Consider the following 20,961-nt stretch of genomic DNA (forward strand, 5'->3'; position numbering starts at 1 on the left):
TGCTTAATCTTTCAGATCTTCTTCAATACGTTTTTTCAATTCAATGATTTCATGTCTGCGTCCGGTATCGGCTTTGGGTCGATCCGGGCGATCTTTGGCTTGTTCTGCCTTATGCAGATAATCCAAAGCCTGATTTAAACGGTCTGTTTCTTCATATAAATATTCAGCATAAAAATAATTGGCATCAATCCCATCCGAATTTAAAGCCAGACCTTTCTGCAAATAATGCTCGGCTTTTTTATCATTACCAAAACCCAAAGGCCAACCGGGTACTTTGTAGTACAAAACACCCAGAGAAGTATAGGCACTGCCGTTTAAGACCGAGCCATCCATTTCGATGGCAGCTTCATACGCTTTTCTGGCTTTTTTAGCCAAGCCCAGCGCCCCAAGGCCGCCTTTGGCGCCGGCATAAGATGAATAAACAATTCCTTGCCATACCAAAGCTTCAGGTAAATTATGATTAATCAGAACGGTTTGATTGGCTTGTTCAACCAGCTGCTCAAAAGCCTTTTCTTTGGTATCACCGTCAGGCATATAATTAACCTCAGCCCAACGGGATTGAATAAGTTTAACGTCATCAGTCATGGCTGCCATGGCAGAAAATGTGAGTGACAATAAAACCATAATAAATAGACTAAATTTCATGAGAATTCTCCTGATTTAAGTGTTGTTGAATAACGGGTAAATCCCGATTGATAGAGCGACTGACAAAACCCGGCAATAGGCTGTTTATTTTGACAAATAGTTTTTCCGGCCAGCCAAAAAAGCGTTGTTGCTGATTCTTTTCAATGGCCCGAATAATGGCAGCAGCAATGTCTTCCGGTTTATCATCCTTGTTTTTAAGCTGTTTATTCATGGCCTTAACAGAAGCCGTGTTTATTTGCGTATTCATGGCCCGGGGCGCTAAATAATGGACAGCAATGTCCTCTTCGCATAATTCTCTGTGTAAGGCCTGAGAAAACCCCAATAAACCAAACTTGGCGGCACAATAACTGCTAAATCCCGGATAACCAATTCCGCCAAAAGATGAGCCAATATTGACGATACGACCCTGTTCTCCGCCACTTAACCAGGGCAGTAAATGACGACTGAGCAGGATTGGCACGGTCAAATTAACTTCGATGGTTTTGATTAACGCCAGATCAGGCTGATGCCTGAGAAATCCCGGTTTATTCATCGCAGCATTATTGATTAAAACGCGATGCCTTCCCGTGGCTTGTTCAGCTGACTCCTGAAGGTTTGCCAATACCGCCGGATCAGTTAAATCACCACATACAAAACCTGACGGTTTATCAAGATCATCAATCATCTGCGCTAAAATTGATTCATTTCTGCCCTGTAAAATAAGCTCAGCACCGGCCGCATTTAAGCGTTCCACCAAGGCCCGTCCCAAGCCTCCGGTGGCACCGGTGATGACCACGGTTGATTCTGACCACAATTGTTTGTCTTGTTGACTCATTGGCATGGTAACTCCTCAAAGACCTGCCGATAAAGGCGATAAAACCTGTGACAAGATTCAATGACAACTTGCAATTGATCAGCACTCAAACGGTTAATTAAATCTTCAAAGAATTTTTGATGCCCCTGATCTAAATCACCGTGGGATATCAGATAACTGAAGGCTTTGTTGGGCAAGTTCAGTGATGATTTGAGGCTATTAGCCGCCCGAGTAGCTAAGGCCACTGATGTGCCCTCCAGAACATGTACCATACCTAAGAAGCACAAGGGGTCAATTCGGTTAATCGAGTCATAGGCATAACAGACCATCATTTCAACCGCAAAGCTGGGCGTTGATTTTAGTACCGATTCGGCATCACCGCCACAAACAGCGATGTCATTAAGAATCCACTCTTCGTGACCCAATTCTTCTTCAATATATTCTGCCATGGCGCGCCGTAACCACTCGTCTTGTTGCGAAAAACGGGCGCCGGCCTGCATTAGTAAGGGGACAGTATGCTTAACATGATGATAGGCGCGGGTCAGAAAAGCGATGTATGTATTTAATCCTAACTTGCCGGCTAAGGCCTGTTCAATCACAGGTAGTTTCCACAGTTTGTTTTTTTCAACGTCCGTTTGACGGCATAGCAGTGAGAAGTGAGTTTCCATATTGGCTGGCTGAGGTGTACTTGTCATAAATTTGCTCCAGTTGGGGTAAATGTTGTTGATAGATTTCCTGGCGAATTAATTTTCCGGTGGCGGTTAGTGTGCCGTTGGCTTCGTTGAAAGGCGCAACACAGATAACAGCCTGAATCCTGGCGTAATCGGGTAATTGTGAATTGATTGGTTGTATCAATTGGAAGAGTGTCTCTTCATCATACTCAGAAACACACAGCGCTGTTAAAAAGGCCTGGCCATCTCCAACCACCATGACTTGTTGAATGGCAGCTAAAGCCAACAACTCAGCTTCAATCCATTCCGGTGAGATATTTCGACCAAAACCATTCACAATTAAGTGAGTTAATCGTCCCAGGATGGTTAACCGCCCTTGTTGATCAATCACGCCGGTATCTCCCGTGGCATAACAGCTTTGCTCATACTTATCATCAGGATCTTGAGTCGTGTCACCCAGATAACCCAAAAACCGGGGGCCACGATAAATTATCTGGCTGTTGTCATCCAGGCTTAACCGGGCATGCGACAATGGGCGTCCCACCGAACCGTCTTCTGACAGCTCTTTGTTTAAGCAAATGACTGAACCGCATTCACTGATACCATAACCCTGAAAAACAGGTAACCCCATCTCATGGGCTTGTCTTATCAGAGCCGGCGGGCAGACAGCCCCACCGACAGCCATAAATTTGACTGAACTCAGATTGTTTGGGTGATTGGAAAGATATTGAAGCAAAGCTTTTAGCATCGCAGGCATCATAATCAGGCTATCGGCTTGATGCTTAATCAATGCTTCTACTAATTTCTCCGGCTGAAAATGCCCCGAACCCTGTAATCCAACTTCCGCCATAGGAACAGAGACAATATCCAAACCTTGTCCCTTATTGGCAAACTGATTGGCATACACAGCAGCCATGTTTTCCAACAGAATGCTGTAAGGAAGCGCACTCAAATGCTTTTTTAATCCCAGGTGTTCAGTTGCGCGAGCCAGTGATTGCCCGACTGTCAATAAGTGTGACAAGCTCAAACGGACCCCTTTGGGCTGTGCTGTCGATCCTGAAGTAAAAGTGATCTTATGGGTGTTTTTTGGTAAGTTCACCTCAATCGGCGGGGTTCTGGCGAGCACAGTCAACGCCCCAAAAACAGCCACTTGTTGAAAACCCAGAGAAAGCCACAATGGAAGTGCCTCTGCTTGACAAAAGACACTGTCAACACCGGCTTGATCAACCATTCCGGCAATTTGAGTGGCTGTGAAAAAATGCGGAACCGGAACAATCACACATTGCTTTGCGGTTGCCCATTGATCCACTGTCAGCCATTCGGGATTATTATCGCTGTGAATGGCCACACACTGCGGATTAAAATCTATCCCTTGATTAATGCGCAACATTTTTAGCTCGGCTGTATTGCATGGCCTCAATGGCGGTGGTTGTGGGAGAACAATAAACAGCCGGTTTAAGACGATAGTATTGTCCCCATTGATTATTTTGATCACGCAACTGTTCAGCGCAGGCAAATCCTAAGAATTGGGTTGGAATGTTTAATCGATTGACCGCTTTAACCATCGGCTGAGACAAGGTATAAACCGTCCAATCAACTTGTAATTGTCCAATAAATTGAGCAATCGCACGCACCACCGGCACCAGAAATCGGCGGTGAGCCAGAGCAAAATGCCCCAATTCAATCACTGATGACCGTTCGATAGTCTCACCGGTTTGCGCCTTAAGTAATTGCTCCACCGGCTGAGTCAGGTATTGTTCTGAAAATAAATCATCATGATCGGCATAGCGAATTCCGACCGTACCAATCAACGCATCATTAGATGAACGGTAAACACTGATAAGAACCGGAAAAAAATGATGAATCTCAGCATCAAAATGTTGTTTATATTGCTGCTGAATAAATTGTTCGATCGTCTGTCGTTGCGACACACTTTTTTGGACCAACCGGATATAGGTGCTTTGGATTGTGCATCGCCCCTTTGGTGCATTTCGGTGACTATTTAACTGACCATTTGTCTTTTGGGTTTGTAAATGATGTGCGGCATTTCCACCCGCACCCGGGTATTCGACATATAATGAGGTTAAAATTGGTTTTGTCATGCTTACTCACGGTTATTTTAGTACTTAGAGCAAACTATCTGAGCCAATCAATCGAATATTTAAAAAAAAATTCACATATCGCGATTGTTTTTCCAAAGTCACTGACTCTAAGCGTTAAACAAACGTTAAAACTGATCTTTTATGGGACGTCATAAACAAGACAAACAACTCGTCAAACAATTATTAAAGGGTCAAACACAGGCCTTTAATACTTTTTTTGACAGTTATCACAGCAAGCTATTTCGCTTCATCCTGGGGCGTGTCGATGGCGATCATGATTTGGCCATGGATTTGGCTCAGGAAACTTTGTGTAAGGCACTCGATAATTTACAGGATTACCGTGCGGAAGCGGCTTTATTTACCTGGATGTGCCAAATTGCACGCAGCTTTATTTACGCCCATTTCAGTAAACAGAACAGACGGCGTCGCCATGTCGTGCCGATGGCAGAACATCCTTCGATTCGGGAGGTGTTATTAAATGTTGCCGATGGCGGACAGACACAACCGGAATTACAAATGCATAATCAAGAATTACAGCAACTGATTGAAGAGGTGCTTGATCATTTACCCAACAACTATGGTGATTTATTGACATGGAAATACGTTGATGAACTCAGCGTTGAAGAAATGGCACAAAAAGCGAACACCACCATGATAGCCATTCAATCTGCTTTAGCCAGAGCGCGGCAATCATTTCAACAGGCCTTTACGGCATTGTTAAAAACAGACAGTTTAGACCATTTATACCCGTCAAACTGGGAGTACGAATATGAATAAAGACCAAGCAGACAATATTTTAAAGCAATTAAAACAGCGCACCATGCCTGATGCTGAAAAACAACAAGCAGCCAGGCAGCATGTTATGGCCCATTGGCAAAACAACCTCAAAAAACAAAGTCGACAACGCTATGCCTGGACTGCTGCGGTTGCCGCATCTACTGTTATGGTGTTTGCCCTGGTTTTATTTATGAATATTGACAGTGACAATAATCAGTTCTCACCGATGTACCAACAAGTTGATATTCACGGCACCATTATGTTCGAACAAGATCCGAACAAACCACAACCCATGACACCAGACACCCGGCTGAAACCGGGTGATGTCATCCAAAGCTCAGATGAAAGTTATCTTGTCTGGCATTTAAATGATGGCAGTGAGTTGCGACAGGCTCCCAACACCCGTATCACCTGGCAAAACGAGCAACGCATAGACTTATTAGCCGGACAACTTTTTCACAACACCGATGTCACGCCATCGGCCAAACCTTTTGTTATTTCAACAAATCTGGGTACAGTCAGCCATGTGGGCACACAGTATGTTGTTAACCACCAACCGAATGAATTACAAGTGGCCGTCAAGACCGGCGAGGTTAGTATTAACAACCATCAAGAAAAACACACCATCAAACACAATGAGTTAATATCCATTAGCCCATCAGGGGCTGAACCCGTACAAATTTTTTCAAGTCATAACCACCCCTTGTGGTCCTGGACTTTTAAAACCGAACAACCCTATTCATTGAATGGTCAATCTTTGCACGACTTCGTTGTCTGGATAAGCCAAAAAGCAGATTTAACTGTTAACTGGCAAGGTTTAAAAGAAAAGGCCAAAAACGTTTCTTTACAGGGCACAATTAACAACATGACCGTTGATATGGCCTTAAATACTGTTTTTGCCACCACTGACTATCATTATCAAATTCATCAAGGTCGCTTGCAAATCAGTACCCACGAAAAGTAATATATAGGATTCTGCTTATAACAGCCTTAGAGATTGAAACCGGGCCACACGAAACCACTTAAATATCTGTTTCTGTTTTTATTGTTAGTCAGTCAAATGGCAATGGCAAACCCCAAAACGCTGGCCAATTGGGTGACCTATTTTAACGATAATGGATATGCCCTATTTTTTAGCAGCGATCATGTCTCAGATCAGCAGTTACAACACACCTTGTTCCTTCCTGATAGTACTTTCACAGCCTTTCGTGAGAACCTGTTTGAATTAGACTTGCAGTTAAAAGCTGTTGATTCAGGTATTTGGATCATTCAACACAAACAGCAGGCTATACTTAACCCGATATTGTTGAAAGCTGAGAACATTAAAAACAACTCGCGTATAAATTCCTTTACCATCACCACATCCCAAGGTGACTATTTTGATACCCGTACTGGCGTGATCATTTTATCTCGGCAACAATTGACCCCCGGCCAGCTACAGATAAATGCACCACAATACGAAACCAAACAACAGATTATTTCAGCAGCTGATATCCAAAAAAAGGTCATAACTTTTCAACTTACACCCGAACCCCTGGCATTGAGTGATTTAAAAGTATCAACCAGCTTATTGTATTATGATAAAAATAAAATGCCCGGGTATGTTATGGATACCAGTGACCTCACCCAACCCCATGCGTTTAACCACGACCCATTGCAATCAGCCCGGGGTTTGGCTTCGCACACCCATACCGGTCTGGACGGCCGCAGCCATGTTCGCGGTGGTATGTTGAACGAAACTCTGATTGAACTGGATGGCATGATTTTACGCAGTCCCTATCATTTCAAAGATTTCGCTTCGATGTTATCCACCATTAACCCCAATCTGGTGACTTCAGTCAGCCATTATGCCGGTGTTTTTCCCGCTCGATATGGTGGCCGACTTAGTGCTGTCATGGCTGTTGAAAGTGACCATAAAGACAGAGACTATAATCGCATCAGTCAAATTGGACTCTTGGATTTTAGCCATACGCAATGGTGGTCAAACGAGTTGACGGATATTTTAGCCGGCGTGCGATCAGGGGGTTACTTATTAAAACAAAATCTCATATCACACCTAAATATTCATCCGGAATATGAAGATGCTTACCTTAAACTCAGCCAGCAAACCTCACCCCGATGGCAAACTTCCCAACATCTGCTCATATCCCGTGACGAGCTCAGTGTTAACCAAACGAATGAACAGGCAAAAGCCGCTTATCATGATCAGTATGTCTGGCTTAAATGGCAGTATGATAACCTGGCAGCACATCAATCCAATTGGCAACTGGCCTACAGTCGCCACCATGACCAACGCCAGGGTCAAGTCATGGATCAGCTTTCAAACGGTCGTCTCAGCGAAGATATACTCACCCAATATCTGCAACTGAGTTGGCAACACCAATGGCGATTAGCGCCGGAATTTAATCTTGACTTTGGTATCACTTTGCAAGATGCTGAAGCAGATATTACTTCACAGCGCTGGGTTCAACATGATCCGAACTGGGCTGACATTTTAAATACGCCACAGACACAAGAACAGGAATTCCAGAGTCAAACTGACGGCTTGTTCTGGTCTTATTTCATCAACCTCAGGTGGCAAATCAGTGATCGCTGGGTCACCGACCTCGGTCTCTACAATGAACAATCCCGCTGGTTACCTCATCAGGGCATCAGTCCCCGCATTAACATGGTTTTTCATACCAACCCAAAAAGCCAGTGGCGCTTTGGCCTGGGCCGGCACCAACAAGCTCAACGCCTGGATGAGCTTTTATTATCAGACGCTAATCCGACCTATCAAGCGGCCTCATCAGCCGATTTACTGGTGATTGATTACCGACGACAGTTACCCAACAAATGGCTGTTTCGAGGCGAAGCCTATATCAAAAAATACAGTCGAACATTGGCGTATTACGAAAACTTGTTCAGTGACTATCATTTGATTCCGGAATTATATACCGATTATAAACGGATCACGCCAACCGATGCCCAATCCGGCGGTCTTGAATTATCGTTCAGTGGCTCAATCAACCAAAGCCAATGGACATTGGCCTATGCCCTGGCTGAAGTTCGTGATGAAATTAACGACACTTACATTGCGCGGAGCTGGCAACAACGCCACAGCCTGAAAGCCGGCATCAGTCATGCTTTTGGATCCTGGCGATTAACAGCCTCTGCCCAATATCATAGTGGCTGGCCACGCACTGAATTGCTTTATGACCAAGATACACTAACGATTAGTGAACGAAACACACGCCAGTGGCCGGATTTCTTTCAAATCGACTTACAGCTCAATCGGCAATGGCTAAGACCTTATGGGCGGTGGGATTTATTGATTCAAGTCCAGAATGCCCTTGATATCAATAACCCTTGCTGCACAACATACACACGGGTTGAAAACCGATTTGTCGCAGACACCAAATCTGCCATGCCTGTTATCCCGAATATCCAGTTATCATTAACCTGGTAGTTATTTTTATTTATTTAAAAGCCTGTATGGCTGACATTTGTATCGATTCAAACTTGTTATCACAACCGGCTGAGTTTAAAATCATCCTATAATAAATAAAAACATTTTCATGTTCACCATCACAACCCCAAGATTAAACCTACAACCCACCCATAAAAACTGCTGGTCTATTTGTGATCAAAATAGTCATGATCTTCTGGGTAAAATATTTTTTCATAACAATTGGTTTAATATCATCTTAAAACCCAAGTCATTGCATTTGGGAGTTGCTACCGAGTCCGGTTACGGATTGATCAAAGCCCTCAACAGCCAAGCCGTTAAAGCCAAAACAGATTTACCCCACGCCCGTTTGTACCTGAAAAACATGGGTTTTGTCCAGGTTGAAGACCATTTTGAGGTCACGCCAGAAACCCTGCAATACCCGGATTTATACCAAATACTCAATGCTAAACTAGGCATCGACACACAGCATATCCGCGCGCCCAAATATCCGACAGCGACTCAAATTGTGGATGCCGGCATGGATTTTTTCAATCGCCCCATTAAACTGCACCCCACAGCTTATCAAGCCTGGCAAAAGCTACAACAAGCGGCACAGGCTGACGGTATTCAATTAATACCGGTTTCGGCATACCGTTCATTAAATTATCAAGCAGAACTGATCCAGAAAAAATTAGACCAGGGTCAGACAATTGCCGATATACTTAACGTCAATACGCCGCCGGGCCACAGTGAACATCACACGGGCTGTGCTTTGGATCTCACCACTGATGGAGATCAGCCGGTTTTAGAAGCTGGCTTTGCTGATACAAAAGCCTATGCCTGGTTAAAAGAAAATGCGGAGACTTATGGGTTTTACGAAAGCTACCCCGAAAACAATCCACACGGCATCATTGCAGAGCCCTGGCACTGGTGTTATGCACATAAAAAAACCGGGTAATCGACCATTGAATACCCGGCATTGTGAAAAATCCTTTTAAACAACTTATTTAATCATCTAAAAAATCTGCAAATCGCTCTCCGGCCTTGGCTGAAGCATGGGCTTTATTTAAAAGCGTGAGGGTATCAGCTGTTAAACCATCCTCTTTGCGTTTTTTCTCAATGAATTCGGCTAAATATTCTTCACCATCATCCAAGGCATCCACAGCCGCTTCTTCATCATCTTTGAAGATATTGACAAAATTGGTATAACCTCGGTGTAAAGCACCCGCCGCAGAACCGGAATCTTTAACCTCGCCACCTAAGCTGGCAATCTTGGCTTTAAAGTCATTGACCAGTATATTTCGGTTATTTTTGCGTTGTAAAAATTCATTTTTTAAGGTCATGTTATCTTCAACAATGTCAGCACACATTTGATAACCTTCACAGCTATCAATGAGTTTAGCTGTCACGTCTTGAAGTACCTCTATATTATTATCGTTGTTCATATTATTCTCCTTATACATAGTTAAAAAGGTATTTAAATGACCTGATTATCAGGTTATATTAAATATAACCAGAAGATGTAAAGCCAATGTAAAATTGTTATTAACCCAATGTAAATCCAAAGCGATAAAAAGTACTTACCAATTAGCAATATGAACAATTAACCACGCATCCACCCCGCCATCAAAGGCGCTAACGCCGTCACCAACAAGACCACTGGCCAAATATTACCGTCTTTAAATGTATAAGCTTCAAAAATCTTTTGAAATGACAAACCGCGGAACAGGCCAAAAGAGAATTCAAACATTAGAGTAAGAAACAACCAGCCACAGCCGACCACTATCAGCTCACTATTTCGGTGAATGTTTAACCAGGGCAATGTTAAATAAGTCACGATTAAAATCAATACAGAAAGTATCAGACCGCTTATAAAAAATCCGGATCTTATACCTATCTTCGGAATCAGTACCGACTCACGAAACGTCCCATTCATAATAGCCATCACCAAAATAATTATCCAGACAGTAAACACTTTGGCCAGGGTTAAAAACAATGATAATTTCTATTTATAGAGACTTTTCACAGTCACTCAAAACCATCCAAAAATATCACATCAGATAAAGCCGTAAACGGATGCGCGCCCATATGAACCGCAGACGTATTCCAGTAGGCACCGTCGCCGGCGTCTATGGCCGGGCTATTCTCCGATAAGTAGAAGTCTGTGGTATTGATAAAGTGTGGGTCTACGCTGATTGATTGTAATTCAGCCTGATTAAATGCCGATTTAAAAGCAAACAAGTCATAAGGTGTGCCACTGTAGAAATTGCCACCCCAGTTGGGCCTTAGGTGGATGTCCGCATGGCTGTTATTAAAATACAGATTATGATGTGAATTAAACTGGTCTAAATAATCGTTCACCGTGGTTGTGGTGCCACCACTTTGCAGGTAAATGCCGACTTCGTTATTGATGAAAATATTATTGGCAATCACCGTACCGAAAGTGCCGTCCCAGCCGATATTAACGGCCGACTGAACGTTATAAAACACATTGTTATACAGCCAGTTATTATCATTATCCTCATCATAAGCCGTCAGACGCAGACCCACTTCGGTGTCTGTGATGATGTTGCCATAGATGCGCCAATCACCGGCCGGCCGATATTCAACATCAGTTTCCTGACAACCATCATTATTGGTTGATGACCAGACACAGCGAAAACTGCCAGGCTCAAAGGCATTGTAGACATGATGAATGTAGTTATAACGGACAATTAAATTGGATGTGCCCCCTTTGGTACCGACGGCAGAACGCCCCGGAATATCATAGATTTCATTGTATTCAACGACATTGGGCTCGCCCGGCTTGGTGACCATAAAGCTCACCCCTTTACTGTTTGAGGTACCACCCCAATAGACCGAATCAAAAATACGGTTTCTGCGCACCACACTGCCTTCAGAGTCCCAGATACGCACCGCATAGGAATTATCATTACCGTTTGAAATATGACCGAAGACATTGTCTTCCAAAGTTACAAAATCCGCACCCTCAAAAAACATCGGACTGCTCTGAGTATAGTAAATTTCGACATCCCGTAAGGTGAAATAGTCACCATTACCCGCCACCCGGGGCAAACCACGCTGAGATAACTCATATACTTCATCATTGGGTGTTTCGCCGGTTTTCGGGTACAGGTATATATAACAGCCCGTGTTATCCTCAAAACACTGGTTACCGTTAACATCCGCTTTGGTCCAGTGGTTAGGTTCCACTAAATTATAAACATGGTCATGATTGCGTCCGCCATCTAAATCACTTTGATGCTCAACGCGCTGATGACCGTTAAACATGCCTTTGGGGTCACTATTCAGTTGATCGGCCGGAATACGCCAAATATTACTGTCATAAGCCTGCCAGGTATCATGAGCGGTGCTGTAGGAACCCAGGATCTTAACGGTTTCTCCCGCATAGCCCTGCACGGTTAAATTCGGTGTGTTGATGGTGCTCAGATTGGTTTCGTCAAATAATCGATAGACGCCACCACGCAGTGTAAGGATATCACCATCCATCAGTTGATTGAGCCCATGAGAAAGGCTTTGCCAGGGCTGACTGATGGTTCCGGGATTGGCATCATTGCCATCGGGTGAGATAAAATATTCGCTGGCAAATACCGGGATAGACAACACAAGCAAGTAAAGCAATGATGTTTTTTTCATGGTATTCAGTCCATAAGTTAAAGCCTTAATGTAATTGATGTATGGCACCTGACTTGTGACCCGCCTCACAATTCATTAACACGCCATATGGGCTTTATTTCGTGGCTTGAGCCCGTGCGCCGTGCACTTTTTGGATAAAATCAATTAAATTCAGATGCCGGTTCAGGCCTTCTAACCGCATACTGGTTTGTGTTAAACCATGAAATCTAACTTCACCGGTGATTGAGCCAACCACGGCCGCTGTGGTTTCCGCACCAAACATACGCTTCAGATTCTCGATAAAATCATCAATCTCCAATGAATCATCTAAAGTAATTTCCAGAACCGCCTCCATGGCGAAATAAAACAATTCCCGTTCAACCGTATTATCATTATATTGCAAAAACGCCTGCACCAAATCAAGCGCTTCTTCATAGTCTTTTAACACCAGATAAATCAGTATTTTCAATTCTAAGATGGTCAGTTGTCCCCAGACGGTATTTTCATCAAATTCAATACCAATCAGGGTTTTAATATCCATGTAATTGTCCAGCTGACTGTCCTCTAAACGATTTACAAGATCGCTCAATTCATCATCAGATAAGCGGTGGATATTGAGGATATCTTCGCGAAAATCCAGCGCCATATTGGTGTTATCCCAGATTAAATCTTCCACCGGATAAATTTCCGAATACCCTGGCACCAGAATCCGGCAAACCTGAGAACCCAGCTCATCAAACACCGCCATATAGACTTCTAAGTCCATGTTTTCGAACAAGCCCATCAGGAAATCACTTTCGGCTTCGGTGCTGTCTGAAAAATCCCACGCATTAAATTCATAATCCGCTTGGTTACTGAAAAAGCGCCAGGAGACGATGCCAGTGGAATCAATAAAATGATCCACCGAATTCTCCGGCTCAGTGACCGCCAGACTGTTGAAGGTCGGCCTCGGCATATCATCCAGCCCCTGAAAACTCCGGCCTTGCAGTAATTCCGTCAGGGTCCGTTCCAACGCCACCTCAAAACTCGGATGCGCGCCAAAACAGGCATACGCACCACCGGTTTTCGGGTTCATCAGGGTCACATTCATCACCGGAAATCGCCCGCCCAAAGACGCGTCTTTAACCACCACCGGAAAGCCCTGTTCAGCCAGGGCTTCAATACCGGCAACAATCTTCGGATACTTCGCCAGGACATCTTCCGACACATCCGGTAAGGCAATTTCTTCCTGAATGATTTTCTTTTTAACCGCTCGCTCGATAATTTCCGATAAGGCCTGCACTTTGGCTTCTGCCAGCGTATTACCCGAACTCATGCCATTACTGACATACAGGTTCTCAATTAGATTTGAAGGAAAATAAACCGTTTTACCGTCTGATTGTCGCTGATAAGGAATACAGCAAATGCCCCGATCAACCCGGCCTGAATTGGTGTCGATTAAATGCGAACCACGCAATTCGCCATCGGGGTTGTAAATGTCCAGACAATAATCATCCAGAATGCCATCCGGTAACGCGTCATCTTCCGTCAGCGCAAACCATTGCTCATTCGGGTAATGGACGAAATCACTGTTCGCAATCGCTTTACCGAAATAATAGTCATTGTAGAAAAAACCACAATTCATACGCTCCACAAACTCACCCAAAGCCGAACACAAGGCGCTTTCTTTGGTTGCGCCTTTGCCATTGGTAAAACACAAGGGTGATGCGGCATCCCGTAAATGCAGCGACCAGACATTCGGCACAATATTACGCCAGGACCCGATTTCGATTTTAATCCCCAAATCCTCAATCAGTTTCGAGGTTCTGGCAATGGTTTCCTCCAGCGGTAAATCCTTGCCTTCGATAAATGTTTGTGAACCCTGATCGACATCCGCCATCAGCAAAGCCCCACTTTCGGCATCCAGATTCTCGACAATCTCAACCTGAAACTCTGGCCCGGTTTGTACCACTTTTTTCACCGTACATCGATCAATGGAACGCAAAATGCCGCGTCGATCTTTTTCAGAAATATCCTCGGGCAGCTCCACCTGAATTTTAAAAATCTGGTTATAGCGGTCTTCGGGATCAACGATATTATTCTGCGATAAACGGATATTTTCCGTTGGAATATCCCGGCTGTTGCAATAAATCCGCACGAAATACGCCGCACATAATGCAGATGATGCCAAGAAATAATCAAACGGCCCCGGTGCCGAACCATCACCCTTGTAACGAATCGGCTGGTCGGTAATCACCTTAAAATCATCAAAAATGGCTTCCTGACGCAGGTTATCGAGAAAATTAACTTTGATTTCCATGGCGGTTTATCCAATGCGGTCAATTAAATCACCGCATTATAACCTGTGATAAAAGATGATACTCGAAAGCGTAAAATCTGTTTTTATTTTTAAATGACGATAAACTGAAAGAACACACCCCTGCCCCCCTCTCAAGAGGGGAATTAGCTTCCTCCTTGATTAGTATCTTTAACAAAAACTGACCGATTCACCTCCCCTCTTGAGAGGGGATTGAGGGGTGTGTTCACTAATTTATTGAGTTTATAATGTTTCGCAACTCAAAACTCAAATGTCTCAACAGCATAAGGTGTTAATTCATGCAGGTATTCATTCAGGCTAACTATGTCGATACAAGGTTGGACACCCGGTTTAATTTCGCCAGTCAAAATTTTCTCAGTCATCACAATCGCCGGAACACAGGGGATCTGTGGACCATCGTTGTTTTTAGCAATGATAAACCAGGTTTTATGGATGCTTTGATTCTTGTTGTTGACCGCATTAATCTCAACATGCATACCGCCGTCTTCAGTACCTAAAAAATTAAACCAACGGCTGACCTTTAACCAGAAACCGGCATGCTTATCTAAATTTAGAGTCACACCCAATCGCACCAGCCATGAGCTCAACCAAATTCCTGTATGCAGTAGTTTGCTTTCCATTCCGGCTGAAAATTGCAGTTCTCCAATGTCAAAATAAACAGGCAATACATCCAAATCAGCGGCTTCGCAATTGCCCATCAGGCGATTTCTGATACCGGGGTATTTTTGCAGATAAGTTTCTTGCCAGCCGTATTTTGTCTTGTCGCTACCTCGCCAAGGTGTTAAAGGCTTACCAATATATGATAACACTGCTTCACTGGTGGCCAGACCACGGTCTGTTTTTTGACCCGGTGAAATGCCCATTTTGACAGATTGGAATAATTTAATATCATGCTGTTGTTGAAGGTGTTTTAAAACAGCAGACGATAAAGTCGGCACCGTGCTGGCGGCTGTAATGACGATCACATGCTTGGATTTTGCCAGCGCATCTAGCTTTAACATATCTTGCACATAATCTCGGCCATCGGCCAGGTCAATATAATGAACACCGGCCTTAATAACCGTCTCAGCGATTAACGTGTCTTGACCCTGAAAAGACCCACAAGTGTGAATAACCAACGAAGGTTTTAAGTGATTTATTTGCTCATATAATTCAGTAAACACATCAAAGCACGCCACCTCTATCCGTGCATCGGCTTTGTCGCTGAGAATCTCAGCTTTGAGTTTTTCGGCTTTTTCCTTATTGCGGCCATTGATAATGACATGATGCCCCTTTAGGCACAAAGCACGGCTGATACGACTCCCGAAAGTGCCATAGCCACCCAGTACCAGAATCTTAGCCGTCATTGGCTTGTTCCTGATTGCTGACTTCACAAAAAATACCGGTTTGATAAAAAGTCCGTTTTAACACCGGGTGATCCATGGTGATAGTAAAACGAAAATTGCCGTGACCTAAATCCTGGTGAATCACATGGGTTTTACCGGGACTCAACCAGTGGGGCAAAGGGAGATACCAACGCATAAACTTCCAGAAATAACGGGTACTTTTAAAATGTAATTCGCCATTTTCAGCATAGACGTCCAAAAACATGCCAAAGCCACCACCCACCATTTCCATCATTTTACCGCGATCATCTTTTTTGGTGGAGGTCACGCTAAAGGGTGCTTTGCCGGGAAAGTAATAGGTTCTTTTCCAATGAACACCGGGCTTATCGGCTGAACTGGTCAGCTGCACTGACATCTTGATATCTGTGCCTTGATGTGGACTTAACGGGTTGCCAATCACTTTGGTCAAAAAAGCAAACAACTGCCCCGCTTTTGAACACTCTACCCGCTCCATCACACCTTCATAGAGAATCGGATTATCTTCTGTAGGCAAACGATTAAAGCGTTTTTGAACATTCGGGTGCAAGCGGTGCCAATCTCGACCCAAACTCCATTTAATGGTGTTATGTTTTTGCACAAAATGCCCCTAAAAGAGATTAACTATTTTATCATATAACATCTTAATTTGACTCTTCTCATCAACTTTTTTAGAACGGCTATATATATGAAAACTGTTAATAATAATCTCACAATAAATCAAGCTTCTTTCACAAAACATTATTTAATTGTCGTAATATATTTTGTATTCAAGCACCAAAAAACTGATGTACGAAAAATTAACCTATAGTGGAACAGAATGTAATAATTACCTCTATCTATCATTTGATGGTGATGTATTTGACACTGAAATCATTTCCACTGAATTAGACATCCAACCAACTTCGGTAATGATTAAAAAAAGTCCAGTTCCTAAATCGACTTCTTGGAAATACAAGATTGAAGCAGGAAGTGACATTAACTTAGAGATTTATCTAAATCAGTTGGTTGATATTTTTGAGCCTAAAATTGAGACAATTAACCGACTAAAGAAAACACTGAATTTAGAAACCCATTTACAATTCGTAATTTACATCGATATCAACCCTGACTTTTCAACACCTTATTTCGGGCTTAATAAAAGAACTATTAACTTTTTGAGTATGACCGAAACTGAAGTAAGCTTTGACCTCTATAAAGCTGACACAATCGGCGTTTTTATTGACTAAATTGAGAAACAAAACACCAATCACGGCAACTCATAATCAAACACATAATAATGCTGACCATCCTCAATGTTGATTTCCATGGTTCCGGATATCCCGGTGAGTTCATCAAATCCCGAATCAGGAGTAACTTCAAGAATAAGCTGGCCTTTGCCCTTGTCCATTGTTCCAAAATGCTGCAACACAAAGCCGCCCTATTTGCCTGATAAAGTACCTACAACAAGCTCAATTGCCACATATGGTCATGGCGCTGAGCATTTCGCCTTGACTGGTGGCGTTAAGCTCTCTGTAAAATGTTTTGACCATTGACATCCGACCTAAATTCAGACCCGGCTTGGCATCCGCGTAAAAATCCAAAGGATTTAATTTTACGGTAAATATTCCGGTAATTTTCATATTTTTCTCCAATGTCTCATAATCGCAACCTATATTATTTGATAGGGTTATTAAAGTGATATAAGACTTAATAACCTTATTCATTGATACACCCATTAATTCATTCAGTATTGCTAAAAAAATCTCGGCAGTATTGGTTACTTAGTTGAAGAACTACAGTTCTTCTGCGCCATTAAAATACCGAATAGGAACATCAGCAACCTTCTCCCGAGCGAGACCAAAATTAATCGCAGTTTTTTGTTTTTCTAATTCAGGTATTGTTTCATAGTGAGTAACACAACCACAGCTGGCACAGCGCATAAATTCCAATTCTTTATCACCCCAGGAATACGAATCGATGCCGTCTGCACCAATAGTAATCAGCGGCTCATTAGGTGGGTAATAGCCCCATAAACTCATATAGCGACTGCAAATTGAACAGTTACATTGTGTCACTTCAGTTGGTTTGTCAACATCAATAACAACATTGCCACAGTGACAGCTTATTTTCATCACTTATTCTCGCATTGAAAGAAATTTACAATCCTATTTAAGCACGATTGTTGTCATAAATTATCATTATCAGTAAATATTCCTTAATCACTCAACTCGATTTACTTAAACTTCACAAGCAAAAGCTTATAATGATAAATAACAAAACTGTCCTTTCTATTATTTAAAACCATACAGAAGGTTTGTCACGTTCCGTGGATAATATTTAGGGCTGTTATCTTTAATTCAAAAATAATAATGCGTAAAGGAGAAACCATGCAAACCACAAAAACAATTAATTTAAAAAGCAGACCGGTTGGCAAGCCGACCATGTCAGACTTTGAATTTGCCACCTCAGAAGTGCCTAAATTAAAAGATGGCGAGGTTTTATTGAGCACCCGCTATGTTTCGGTCGATCCCTATTTAAGAGGCCGAATGAGCGATGCACCCTCTTATATTGAACCTTTTCAGATCGGGAAACCTATGGCATCAGGAATCATTGCAGAAGTCATCGAATCTAACCATGATGATTTTAAAGCCGGTGATTTTGTCTCCGGTATGATGCCCTGGAAAGAAACTCAGGTTTTAAAAACCGACGGTCTGATAAAAGTTGATCCTGACAAGGCACCCCTATCTGCCTATTTGGGCATTTTAGGCATGACCGGTTTAACCGCTTATTTTGGTCTCACTGATATTGGCAAACCGAAAAAAGGTGAAACCCTGCTGGTTTCCGGTGCAGCCGGTGCTGTTGGCAGTGTTGTTGGTCAAATTGGCAAAATACTGGGCTTACGGGTGGTTGGTATTGCCGGCAGCGATGAGAAAATCGAGATGCTGACATCAGATTTTGGTTTTGATGCCGGTATTAACTACAACACCACCGACAACATGGTGAAAGCCATTGGTCAAGCCTGTCCCGACGGTGTCGATGTCTATTTTGATAATGTCGGCGGTGAAATTTCTGACGCCGTGTTATTTAACATCAACAAGTTCTCCAGAACCATAAACTGTGGTGCCATTGCGGTTTATAACAACACCGAAGCCCCGAAAGGCATCAGCCCGCAACCTTTCCTGGTCAAAAACAGCGCCTCCATGCAGGGCTTTATTATTTTTGACTACGTCGACAGACACGCCGAAGGCATCCGGCAACTGGCCGAATGGTTACAACAAGACAAACTAAAATACACTGAAACCATCCGCGAAGGTTTTGACAGCATCCCCCAGGCCTTTTTAGACCTGTTTAAAGGTAAAAACAAAGGCAAAATGGTGGTGAAGGTTTAACCAGCGATTAACCCGTACTGTTTTTTAATGCAACTTATCTCGCATTGTTTTAAATGCCCGGTATGAATCAAGACCGTGTTGTTGAGCCGTTAAACGAACCACAAAATAGCAGAAACCCACGACAAGCCAAGTGGCTAAAATCATTTTTAGCCACAGGCTGTTTATTGATCCAACAAAAAGCCACACCAGAAACAGTGAAATAATCTGGGCTAATCCTATAGATAATAGCGCAATCCGCCAGCCCTTATTAATTATTTCCTGTTTCTCTTTTTTAGAAAATGATTCAGCTGTCCAATACGAACGCTCAACAACAAATACTGATGACAGCGCACTAATGGTGTCAACAGAAACACGACCGACTGATTCAGCACGCTGAACAGTTCTTAAACTGAGACCACTGATATCAGCTAAATGTTGCTGAGTCCAGCCTTTCTGTTGGCGTTGTTTTTTAAGTTTTTCGATGTCGATGTTCATTTCATTATTCATAATCAGATGATGTTCAATATTTTAGACGACAAATTAAAACATGAACACCTGCAAAGTTTGACGCCATTTATGCGTCACCGAGCCGTCAAGGCTTGCCCTGCCTTACCCGCAACAGAATTTAGCTTCTTTTCAAACCAAGCGTTGGTAAATTTGTATTGCCGTACAGGGCGACCGCGAGGGTCGCGGCTACAATCACTTTTTACACCGAATATCTTCATAGATGCGCTGTAAATCAAAGAACATAGCTTGGTTGCAATGAAAACTTTTTATTCAGATTTTTCAAGCACAGGATAATCCGTATAACCTTTGGCTCCAGTGGTATAAAACGTATCCTCATCCCAGCGTGCGATTTCAGCGTTTGCTTCAAAGCGCTCGACCAGATCAGGATTGGAGATAAACAATTTACCAAAGGCCACCAAATCAGCCAGACCATCGGCAATCACCTGATTTCCGCGTTCTTGGTTAAATCCTGCATTGATCATTAAAGTGCCTTTATAAAGTGGACGATAATGCTCGGCAATATTCGGTTCAGCGTGCGGCACATCACTGACATCGTTAAAAGGTTCTGACAGGTGCAGATAAGCCAAATCGTAGTCATTGAGTTTATCGACGACATAATCAAAAGTCGGGATGCTCTCTTTATCGAGCGTCATCCCAAAAATACCATGCAATGACGGGTTAAGACGTAATCCAATACGACCTTCAGGCATGTGCTTCTTAATCTCATCAATCACCTCAAACAGGATTTTCGCCCTGTTTTCTTTTGAACCACCGTATTCATCGGTTCTGTGATTGGACGTTCGACTAAAAAACTGATGCAGCAGATAACCATTAGAAGAATGAATCTCAACGCCATCAAAACCGGCCGCCATGGCATTTTTAGCCGCCCGGCCATAATCTTTGATGGTCTTCTTAATTTCATCGATGGCCATGGCTTTCGGTGTCACCGTGTCTTTAAAACCATCCGGCGTAAAAGACTGGGAATTTGGGTTAACGGCAGATGCGGACAGCGGCAACTCACCGCCATGAAAATCCGGATGCGACATCCGCCCCACATGCCACAACTGGCAAAATATTTTACCGCCTTTGGCATGAACCGCATCCGTTACTTTTTGCCAACCCGCCACTTGTTTATCAGTGTGAATGCCGGGCGTATTAATATAGCCAACCGCCCGCTCTGAAATCTGCGAGCCTTCTGAAATAATCAAACCGGCTGACGCCCGCTGACTATAATACTCAACCATCAGATCATTCGGCACCTTACCCGAATTATCGGCCCGGCTTCGGGTTAAAGGCGCCATGACCACCCGATTGTTTAGTGTGATATCACCGAGTGGATATTCTGTTAAAAGGGGTTGTTTGTTATCCATGA

The 20,961-nt window shown here is 43.2% G+C and carries 22 protein-coding genes; 6 read left to right on the forward strand and 16 right to left on the reverse strand.

Translation table 11 applies throughout. The features are described from left to right. Positions 1-3: 3 nt before the first annotated feature. The 5 genes from IEV16_RS00720 to IEV16_RS00740 are packed head-to-tail and all read right to left on the reverse strand — an operon-like array spanning position 4 to position 4,211. Positions 4-645, reverse strand: coding sequence for a tetratricopeptide repeat protein (locus IEV16_RS00720; protein ID WP_188363744.1), 642 nt, complete (start codon positions 643-645; stop codon positions 4-6). After that, complete coding sequence (locus tag IEV16_RS00725; RefSeq protein ID WP_188363745.1) at positions 635-1,459, reverse strand: SDR family oxidoreductase; 825 nt, start codon at positions 1,457-1,459, stop codon at positions 635-637. The genes IEV16_RS00720 and IEV16_RS00725 overlap by 11 nt, the downstream gene beginning before the upstream one ends. Beyond that, entirely contained in the window at positions 1,456-2,106 is a 651-nt protein-coding gene (locus IEV16_RS00730) for an iron-containing redox enzyme family protein (protein WP_188363746.1), read from the reverse strand. The genes IEV16_RS00725 and IEV16_RS00730 overlap by 4 nt, the downstream gene beginning before the upstream one ends. Next, a complete protein-coding gene (locus IEV16_RS00735) occupies positions 2,063-3,499 on the reverse strand; it encodes an AMP-binding protein (RefSeq protein WP_188363747.1) in 1,437 nt (478 codons plus the stop codon). Before IEV16_RS00735 ends, IEV16_RS00730 begins: the two co-directional genes overlap by 44 nt. After that, positions 3,486-4,211, reverse strand: a complete 726-nt coding sequence (locus IEV16_RS00740) for a thermostable hemolysin (protein ID WP_188363748.1) — start codon at positions 4,209-4,211, stop codon at positions 3,486-3,488. The genes IEV16_RS00735 and IEV16_RS00740 overlap by 14 nt, the downstream gene beginning before the upstream one ends. A gap of 141 nt (positions 4,212-4,352) precedes the next feature. Between IEV16_RS00740 and IEV16_RS00745 the strand changes: the two genes are divergently transcribed. The 4 genes from IEV16_RS00745 to IEV16_RS00760 all read left to right on the forward strand — a co-directional run bounded on the left by IEV16_RS00745 (position 4,353) and on the right by IEV16_RS00760 (position 9,376). Continuing rightward, the gene (locus tag IEV16_RS00745) at positions 4,353-4,988 is read left to right on the forward strand and encodes an RNA polymerase sigma factor (protein WP_188363749.1); all 636 of its coding nucleotides are present in this window, start codon (positions 4,353-4,355) and stop codon (positions 4,986-4,988) included. Then, the gene (locus tag IEV16_RS00750; protein WP_188363750.1) at positions 4,981-5,952 is read left to right on the forward strand and encodes a FecR domain-containing protein; all 972 of its coding nucleotides are present in this window, start codon (positions 4,981-4,983) and stop codon (positions 5,950-5,952) included. The genes IEV16_RS00745 and IEV16_RS00750 overlap by 8 nt, the downstream gene beginning before the upstream one ends. Positions 5,953-6,054: 102 nt before the next feature. After that, on the forward strand, positions 6,055-8,436 hold the full coding sequence (locus IEV16_RS00755) for a TonB-dependent receptor plug domain-containing protein (RefSeq protein ID WP_188363751.1): 2,382 nt from the start codon (positions 6,055-6,057) through the stop codon (positions 8,434-8,436). A gap of 109 nt (positions 8,437-8,545) precedes the next feature. Then, on the forward strand, positions 8,546-9,376 hold the full coding sequence (locus IEV16_RS00760) for a M15 family metallopeptidase (protein ID WP_229728199.1): 831 nt from the start codon (positions 8,546-8,548) through the stop codon (positions 9,374-9,376). Between the two features lie 49 nt (positions 9,377-9,425). On the opposite strand, the gene IEV16_RS00765 is transcribed toward IEV16_RS00760, so the two are convergent. From IEV16_RS00765 to IEV16_RS00790, 6 genes are all read right to left on the reverse strand, one after another. After that, positions 9,426-9,863 (reverse strand): DUF2383 domain-containing protein, encoded by a 438-nt coding sequence (locus IEV16_RS00765; RefSeq protein ID WP_188363752.1) that lies wholly within the window; start codon positions 9,861-9,863, stop codon positions 9,426-9,428. 158 nt (positions 9,864-10,021) lie between these two features. Next, positions 10,022-10,414: a hypothetical protein gene (locus IEV16_RS00770; protein WP_229728200.1), complete on the reverse strand. Its 393-nt coding sequence runs from the start codon at positions 10,412-10,414 to the stop codon at positions 10,022-10,024. A gap of 32 nt (positions 10,415-10,446) precedes the next feature. Continuing rightward, positions 10,447-12,075 carry a right-handed parallel beta-helix repeat-containing protein gene (locus IEV16_RS00775; RefSeq protein ID WP_188363753.1) on the reverse strand — a complete coding sequence of 543 codons (1,629 nt, stop codon included), beginning with the start codon at positions 12,073-12,075 and terminating at the stop codon, positions 10,447-10,449. Positions 12,076-12,169: 94 nt separating this feature from the next. Beyond that, a complete protein-coding gene (locus IEV16_RS00780) occupies positions 12,170-14,353 on the reverse strand; it encodes an OsmC domain/YcaO domain-containing protein (RefSeq protein WP_188363754.1) in 2,184 nt (727 codons plus the stop codon). Between the two features lie 257 nt (positions 14,354-14,610). Continuing rightward, a complete protein-coding gene (locus IEV16_RS00785; RefSeq protein ID WP_188363755.1) occupies positions 14,611-15,717 on the reverse strand; it encodes a saccharopine dehydrogenase family protein in 1,107 nt (368 codons plus the stop codon). Beyond that, the gene (locus IEV16_RS00790; protein WP_229728201.1) at positions 15,707-16,333 is read right to left on the reverse strand and encodes a DUF4166 domain-containing protein; all 627 of its coding nucleotides are present in this window, start codon (positions 16,331-16,333) and stop codon (positions 15,707-15,709) included. The genes IEV16_RS00785 and IEV16_RS00790 overlap by 11 nt, the downstream gene beginning before the upstream one ends. A 187-nt stretch (positions 16,334-16,520) precedes the next feature. Here IEV16_RS00790 and IEV16_RS00795 point away from each other — a divergent pair, with 187 nt between their 5' ends. Continuing rightward, positions 16,521-16,961 carry a DUF4279 domain-containing protein gene (locus tag IEV16_RS00795; RefSeq protein ID WP_188363756.1) on the forward strand — a complete coding sequence of 147 codons (441 nt, stop codon included), beginning with the start codon at positions 16,521-16,523 and terminating at the stop codon, positions 16,959-16,961. 20 nt (positions 16,962-16,981) lie between these two features. On the opposite strand, the gene IEV16_RS13470 is transcribed toward IEV16_RS00795, so the two are convergent. The 3 genes from IEV16_RS13470 to IEV16_RS00805 form a co-directional block, all read right to left on the reverse strand. After that, positions 16,982-17,143 (reverse strand): DUF3224 domain-containing protein, encoded by a 162-nt coding sequence (locus IEV16_RS13470; protein ID WP_268234386.1) that lies wholly within the window; start codon positions 17,141-17,143, stop codon positions 16,982-16,984. A gap of 40 nt (positions 17,144-17,183) precedes the next feature. Then, positions 17,184-17,354: a DUF3224 domain-containing protein gene (locus IEV16_RS13475; protein WP_268234387.1), complete on the reverse strand. Its 171-nt coding sequence runs from the start codon at positions 17,352-17,354 to the stop codon at positions 17,184-17,186. A 153-nt stretch (positions 17,355-17,507) separates the two neighbouring features. Beyond that, positions 17,508-17,846 carry a GFA family protein gene (locus IEV16_RS00805; protein WP_188363757.1) on the reverse strand — a complete coding sequence of 113 codons (339 nt, stop codon included), beginning with the start codon at positions 17,844-17,846 and terminating at the stop codon, positions 17,508-17,510. 255 nt (positions 17,847-18,101) lie between these two features. Here IEV16_RS00805 and IEV16_RS00810 point away from each other — a divergent pair, with 255 nt between their 5' ends. Then, positions 18,102-19,103 (forward strand): NADP-dependent oxidoreductase, encoded by a 1,002-nt coding sequence (locus IEV16_RS00810; protein ID WP_188363758.1) that lies wholly within the window; start codon positions 18,102-18,104, stop codon positions 19,101-19,103. A 24-nt stretch (positions 19,104-19,127) separates the two neighbouring features. Here IEV16_RS00810 and IEV16_RS00815 read toward each other — a convergent pair whose 3' ends face one another. Together IEV16_RS00815 and IEV16_RS00820 are read right to left on the reverse strand one after the other, a co-directional pair. Beyond that, complete coding sequence (locus IEV16_RS00815; protein WP_188363759.1) at positions 19,128-19,577, reverse strand: helix-turn-helix domain-containing protein; 450 nt, start codon at positions 19,575-19,577, stop codon at positions 19,128-19,130. Between the two features lie 278 nt (positions 19,578-19,855). Continuing rightward, a complete protein-coding gene (locus tag IEV16_RS00820; RefSeq protein ID WP_188363760.1) occupies positions 19,856-20,959 on the reverse strand; it encodes an alkene reductase in 1,104 nt (367 codons plus the stop codon). Positions 20,960-20,961 lie beyond the last annotated feature (2 nt).

It is taken from the genome of Marinicella pacifica (assembly GCF_014636635.1).
Lineage (GTDB): Bacteria > Pseudomonadota > Gammaproteobacteria > Xanthomonadales > Marinicellaceae > Marinicella > Marinicella pacifica.

Bases quoted from the DNA above. Each gene is read 5' to 3' on its own strand.
- IEV16_RS00815 (WP_188363759.1), bottom strand. From the start codon at position 19,577: ATGAACATCGACATCGAAAAACTTAAAAAACAACGCCAACAGAAAGGC.
- IEV16_RS00725 (WP_188363745.1), bottom strand. From the start codon at position 1,459: ATGAGTCAACAAGACAAACAATTGTGGTCAGAATCAACCGTGGTCATC.
- IEV16_RS00720 (WP_188363744.1), bottom strand. From the start codon at position 645: ATGAAATTTAGTCTATTTATTATGGTTTTATTGTCACTCACATTTTCT.
- IEV16_RS00780 (WP_188363754.1), bottom strand. From the start codon at position 14,353: ATGGAAATCAAAGTTAATTTTCTCGATAACCTGCGTCAGGAAGCCATT.
- IEV16_RS00820 (WP_188363760.1), bottom strand. From the start codon at position 20,959: ATGGATAACAAACAACCCCTTTTAACAGAATATCCACTCGGTGATATC.
- IEV16_RS00765 (WP_188363752.1), bottom strand. From the start codon at position 9,863: ATGAACAACGATAATAATATAGAGGTACTTCAAGACGTGACAGCTAAA.
- IEV16_RS00785 (WP_188363755.1), bottom strand. From the start codon at position 15,717: ATGACGGCTAAGATTCTGGTACTGGGTGGCTATGGCACTTTCGGGAGT.
- IEV16_RS13475 (WP_268234387.1), bottom strand. From the start codon at position 17,354: ATGAAAATTACCGGAATATTTACCGTAAAATTAAATCCTTTGGATTTT.
- IEV16_RS00810 (WP_188363758.1), top strand. From the start codon at position 18,102: ATGCAAACCACAAAAACAATTAATTTAAAAAGCAGACCGGTTGGCAAG.
- IEV16_RS00805 (WP_188363757.1), bottom strand. From the start codon at position 17,846: ATGAAAATAAGCTGTCACTGTGGCAATGTTGTTATTGATGTTGACAAA.
- IEV16_RS00755 (WP_188363751.1), top strand. From the start codon at position 6,055: ATGGCAAACCCCAAAACGCTGGCCAATTGGGTGACCTATTTTAACGAT.
- IEV16_RS00795 (WP_188363756.1), top strand. From the start codon at position 16,521: ATGTACGAAAAATTAACCTATAGTGGAACAGAATGTAATAATTACCTC.
- IEV16_RS00745 (WP_188363749.1), top strand. From the start codon at position 4,353: ATGGGACGTCATAAACAAGACAAACAACTCGTCAAACAATTATTAAAG.
- IEV16_RS00750 (WP_188363750.1), top strand. From the start codon at position 4,981: ATGAATAAAGACCAAGCAGACAATATTTTAAAGCAATTAAAACAGCGC.
- IEV16_RS00775 (WP_188363753.1), bottom strand. From the start codon at position 12,075: ATGAAAAAAACATCATTGCTTTACTTGCTTGTGTTGTCTATCCCGGTA.
- IEV16_RS00760 (WP_229728199.1), top strand. From the start codon at position 8,546: ATGTTCACCATCACAACCCCAAGATTAAACCTACAACCCACCCATAAA.
- IEV16_RS00735 (WP_188363747.1), bottom strand. From the start codon at position 3,499: ATGTTGCGCATTAATCAAGGGATAGATTTTAATCCGCAGTGTGTGGCC.
- IEV16_RS00730 (WP_188363746.1), bottom strand. From the start codon at position 2,106: ATGGAAACTCACTTCTCACTGCTATGCCGTCAAACGGACGTTGAAAAA.
- IEV16_RS00740 (WP_188363748.1), bottom strand. From the start codon at position 4,211: ATGACAAAACCAATTTTAACCTCATTATATGTCGAATACCCGGGTGCG.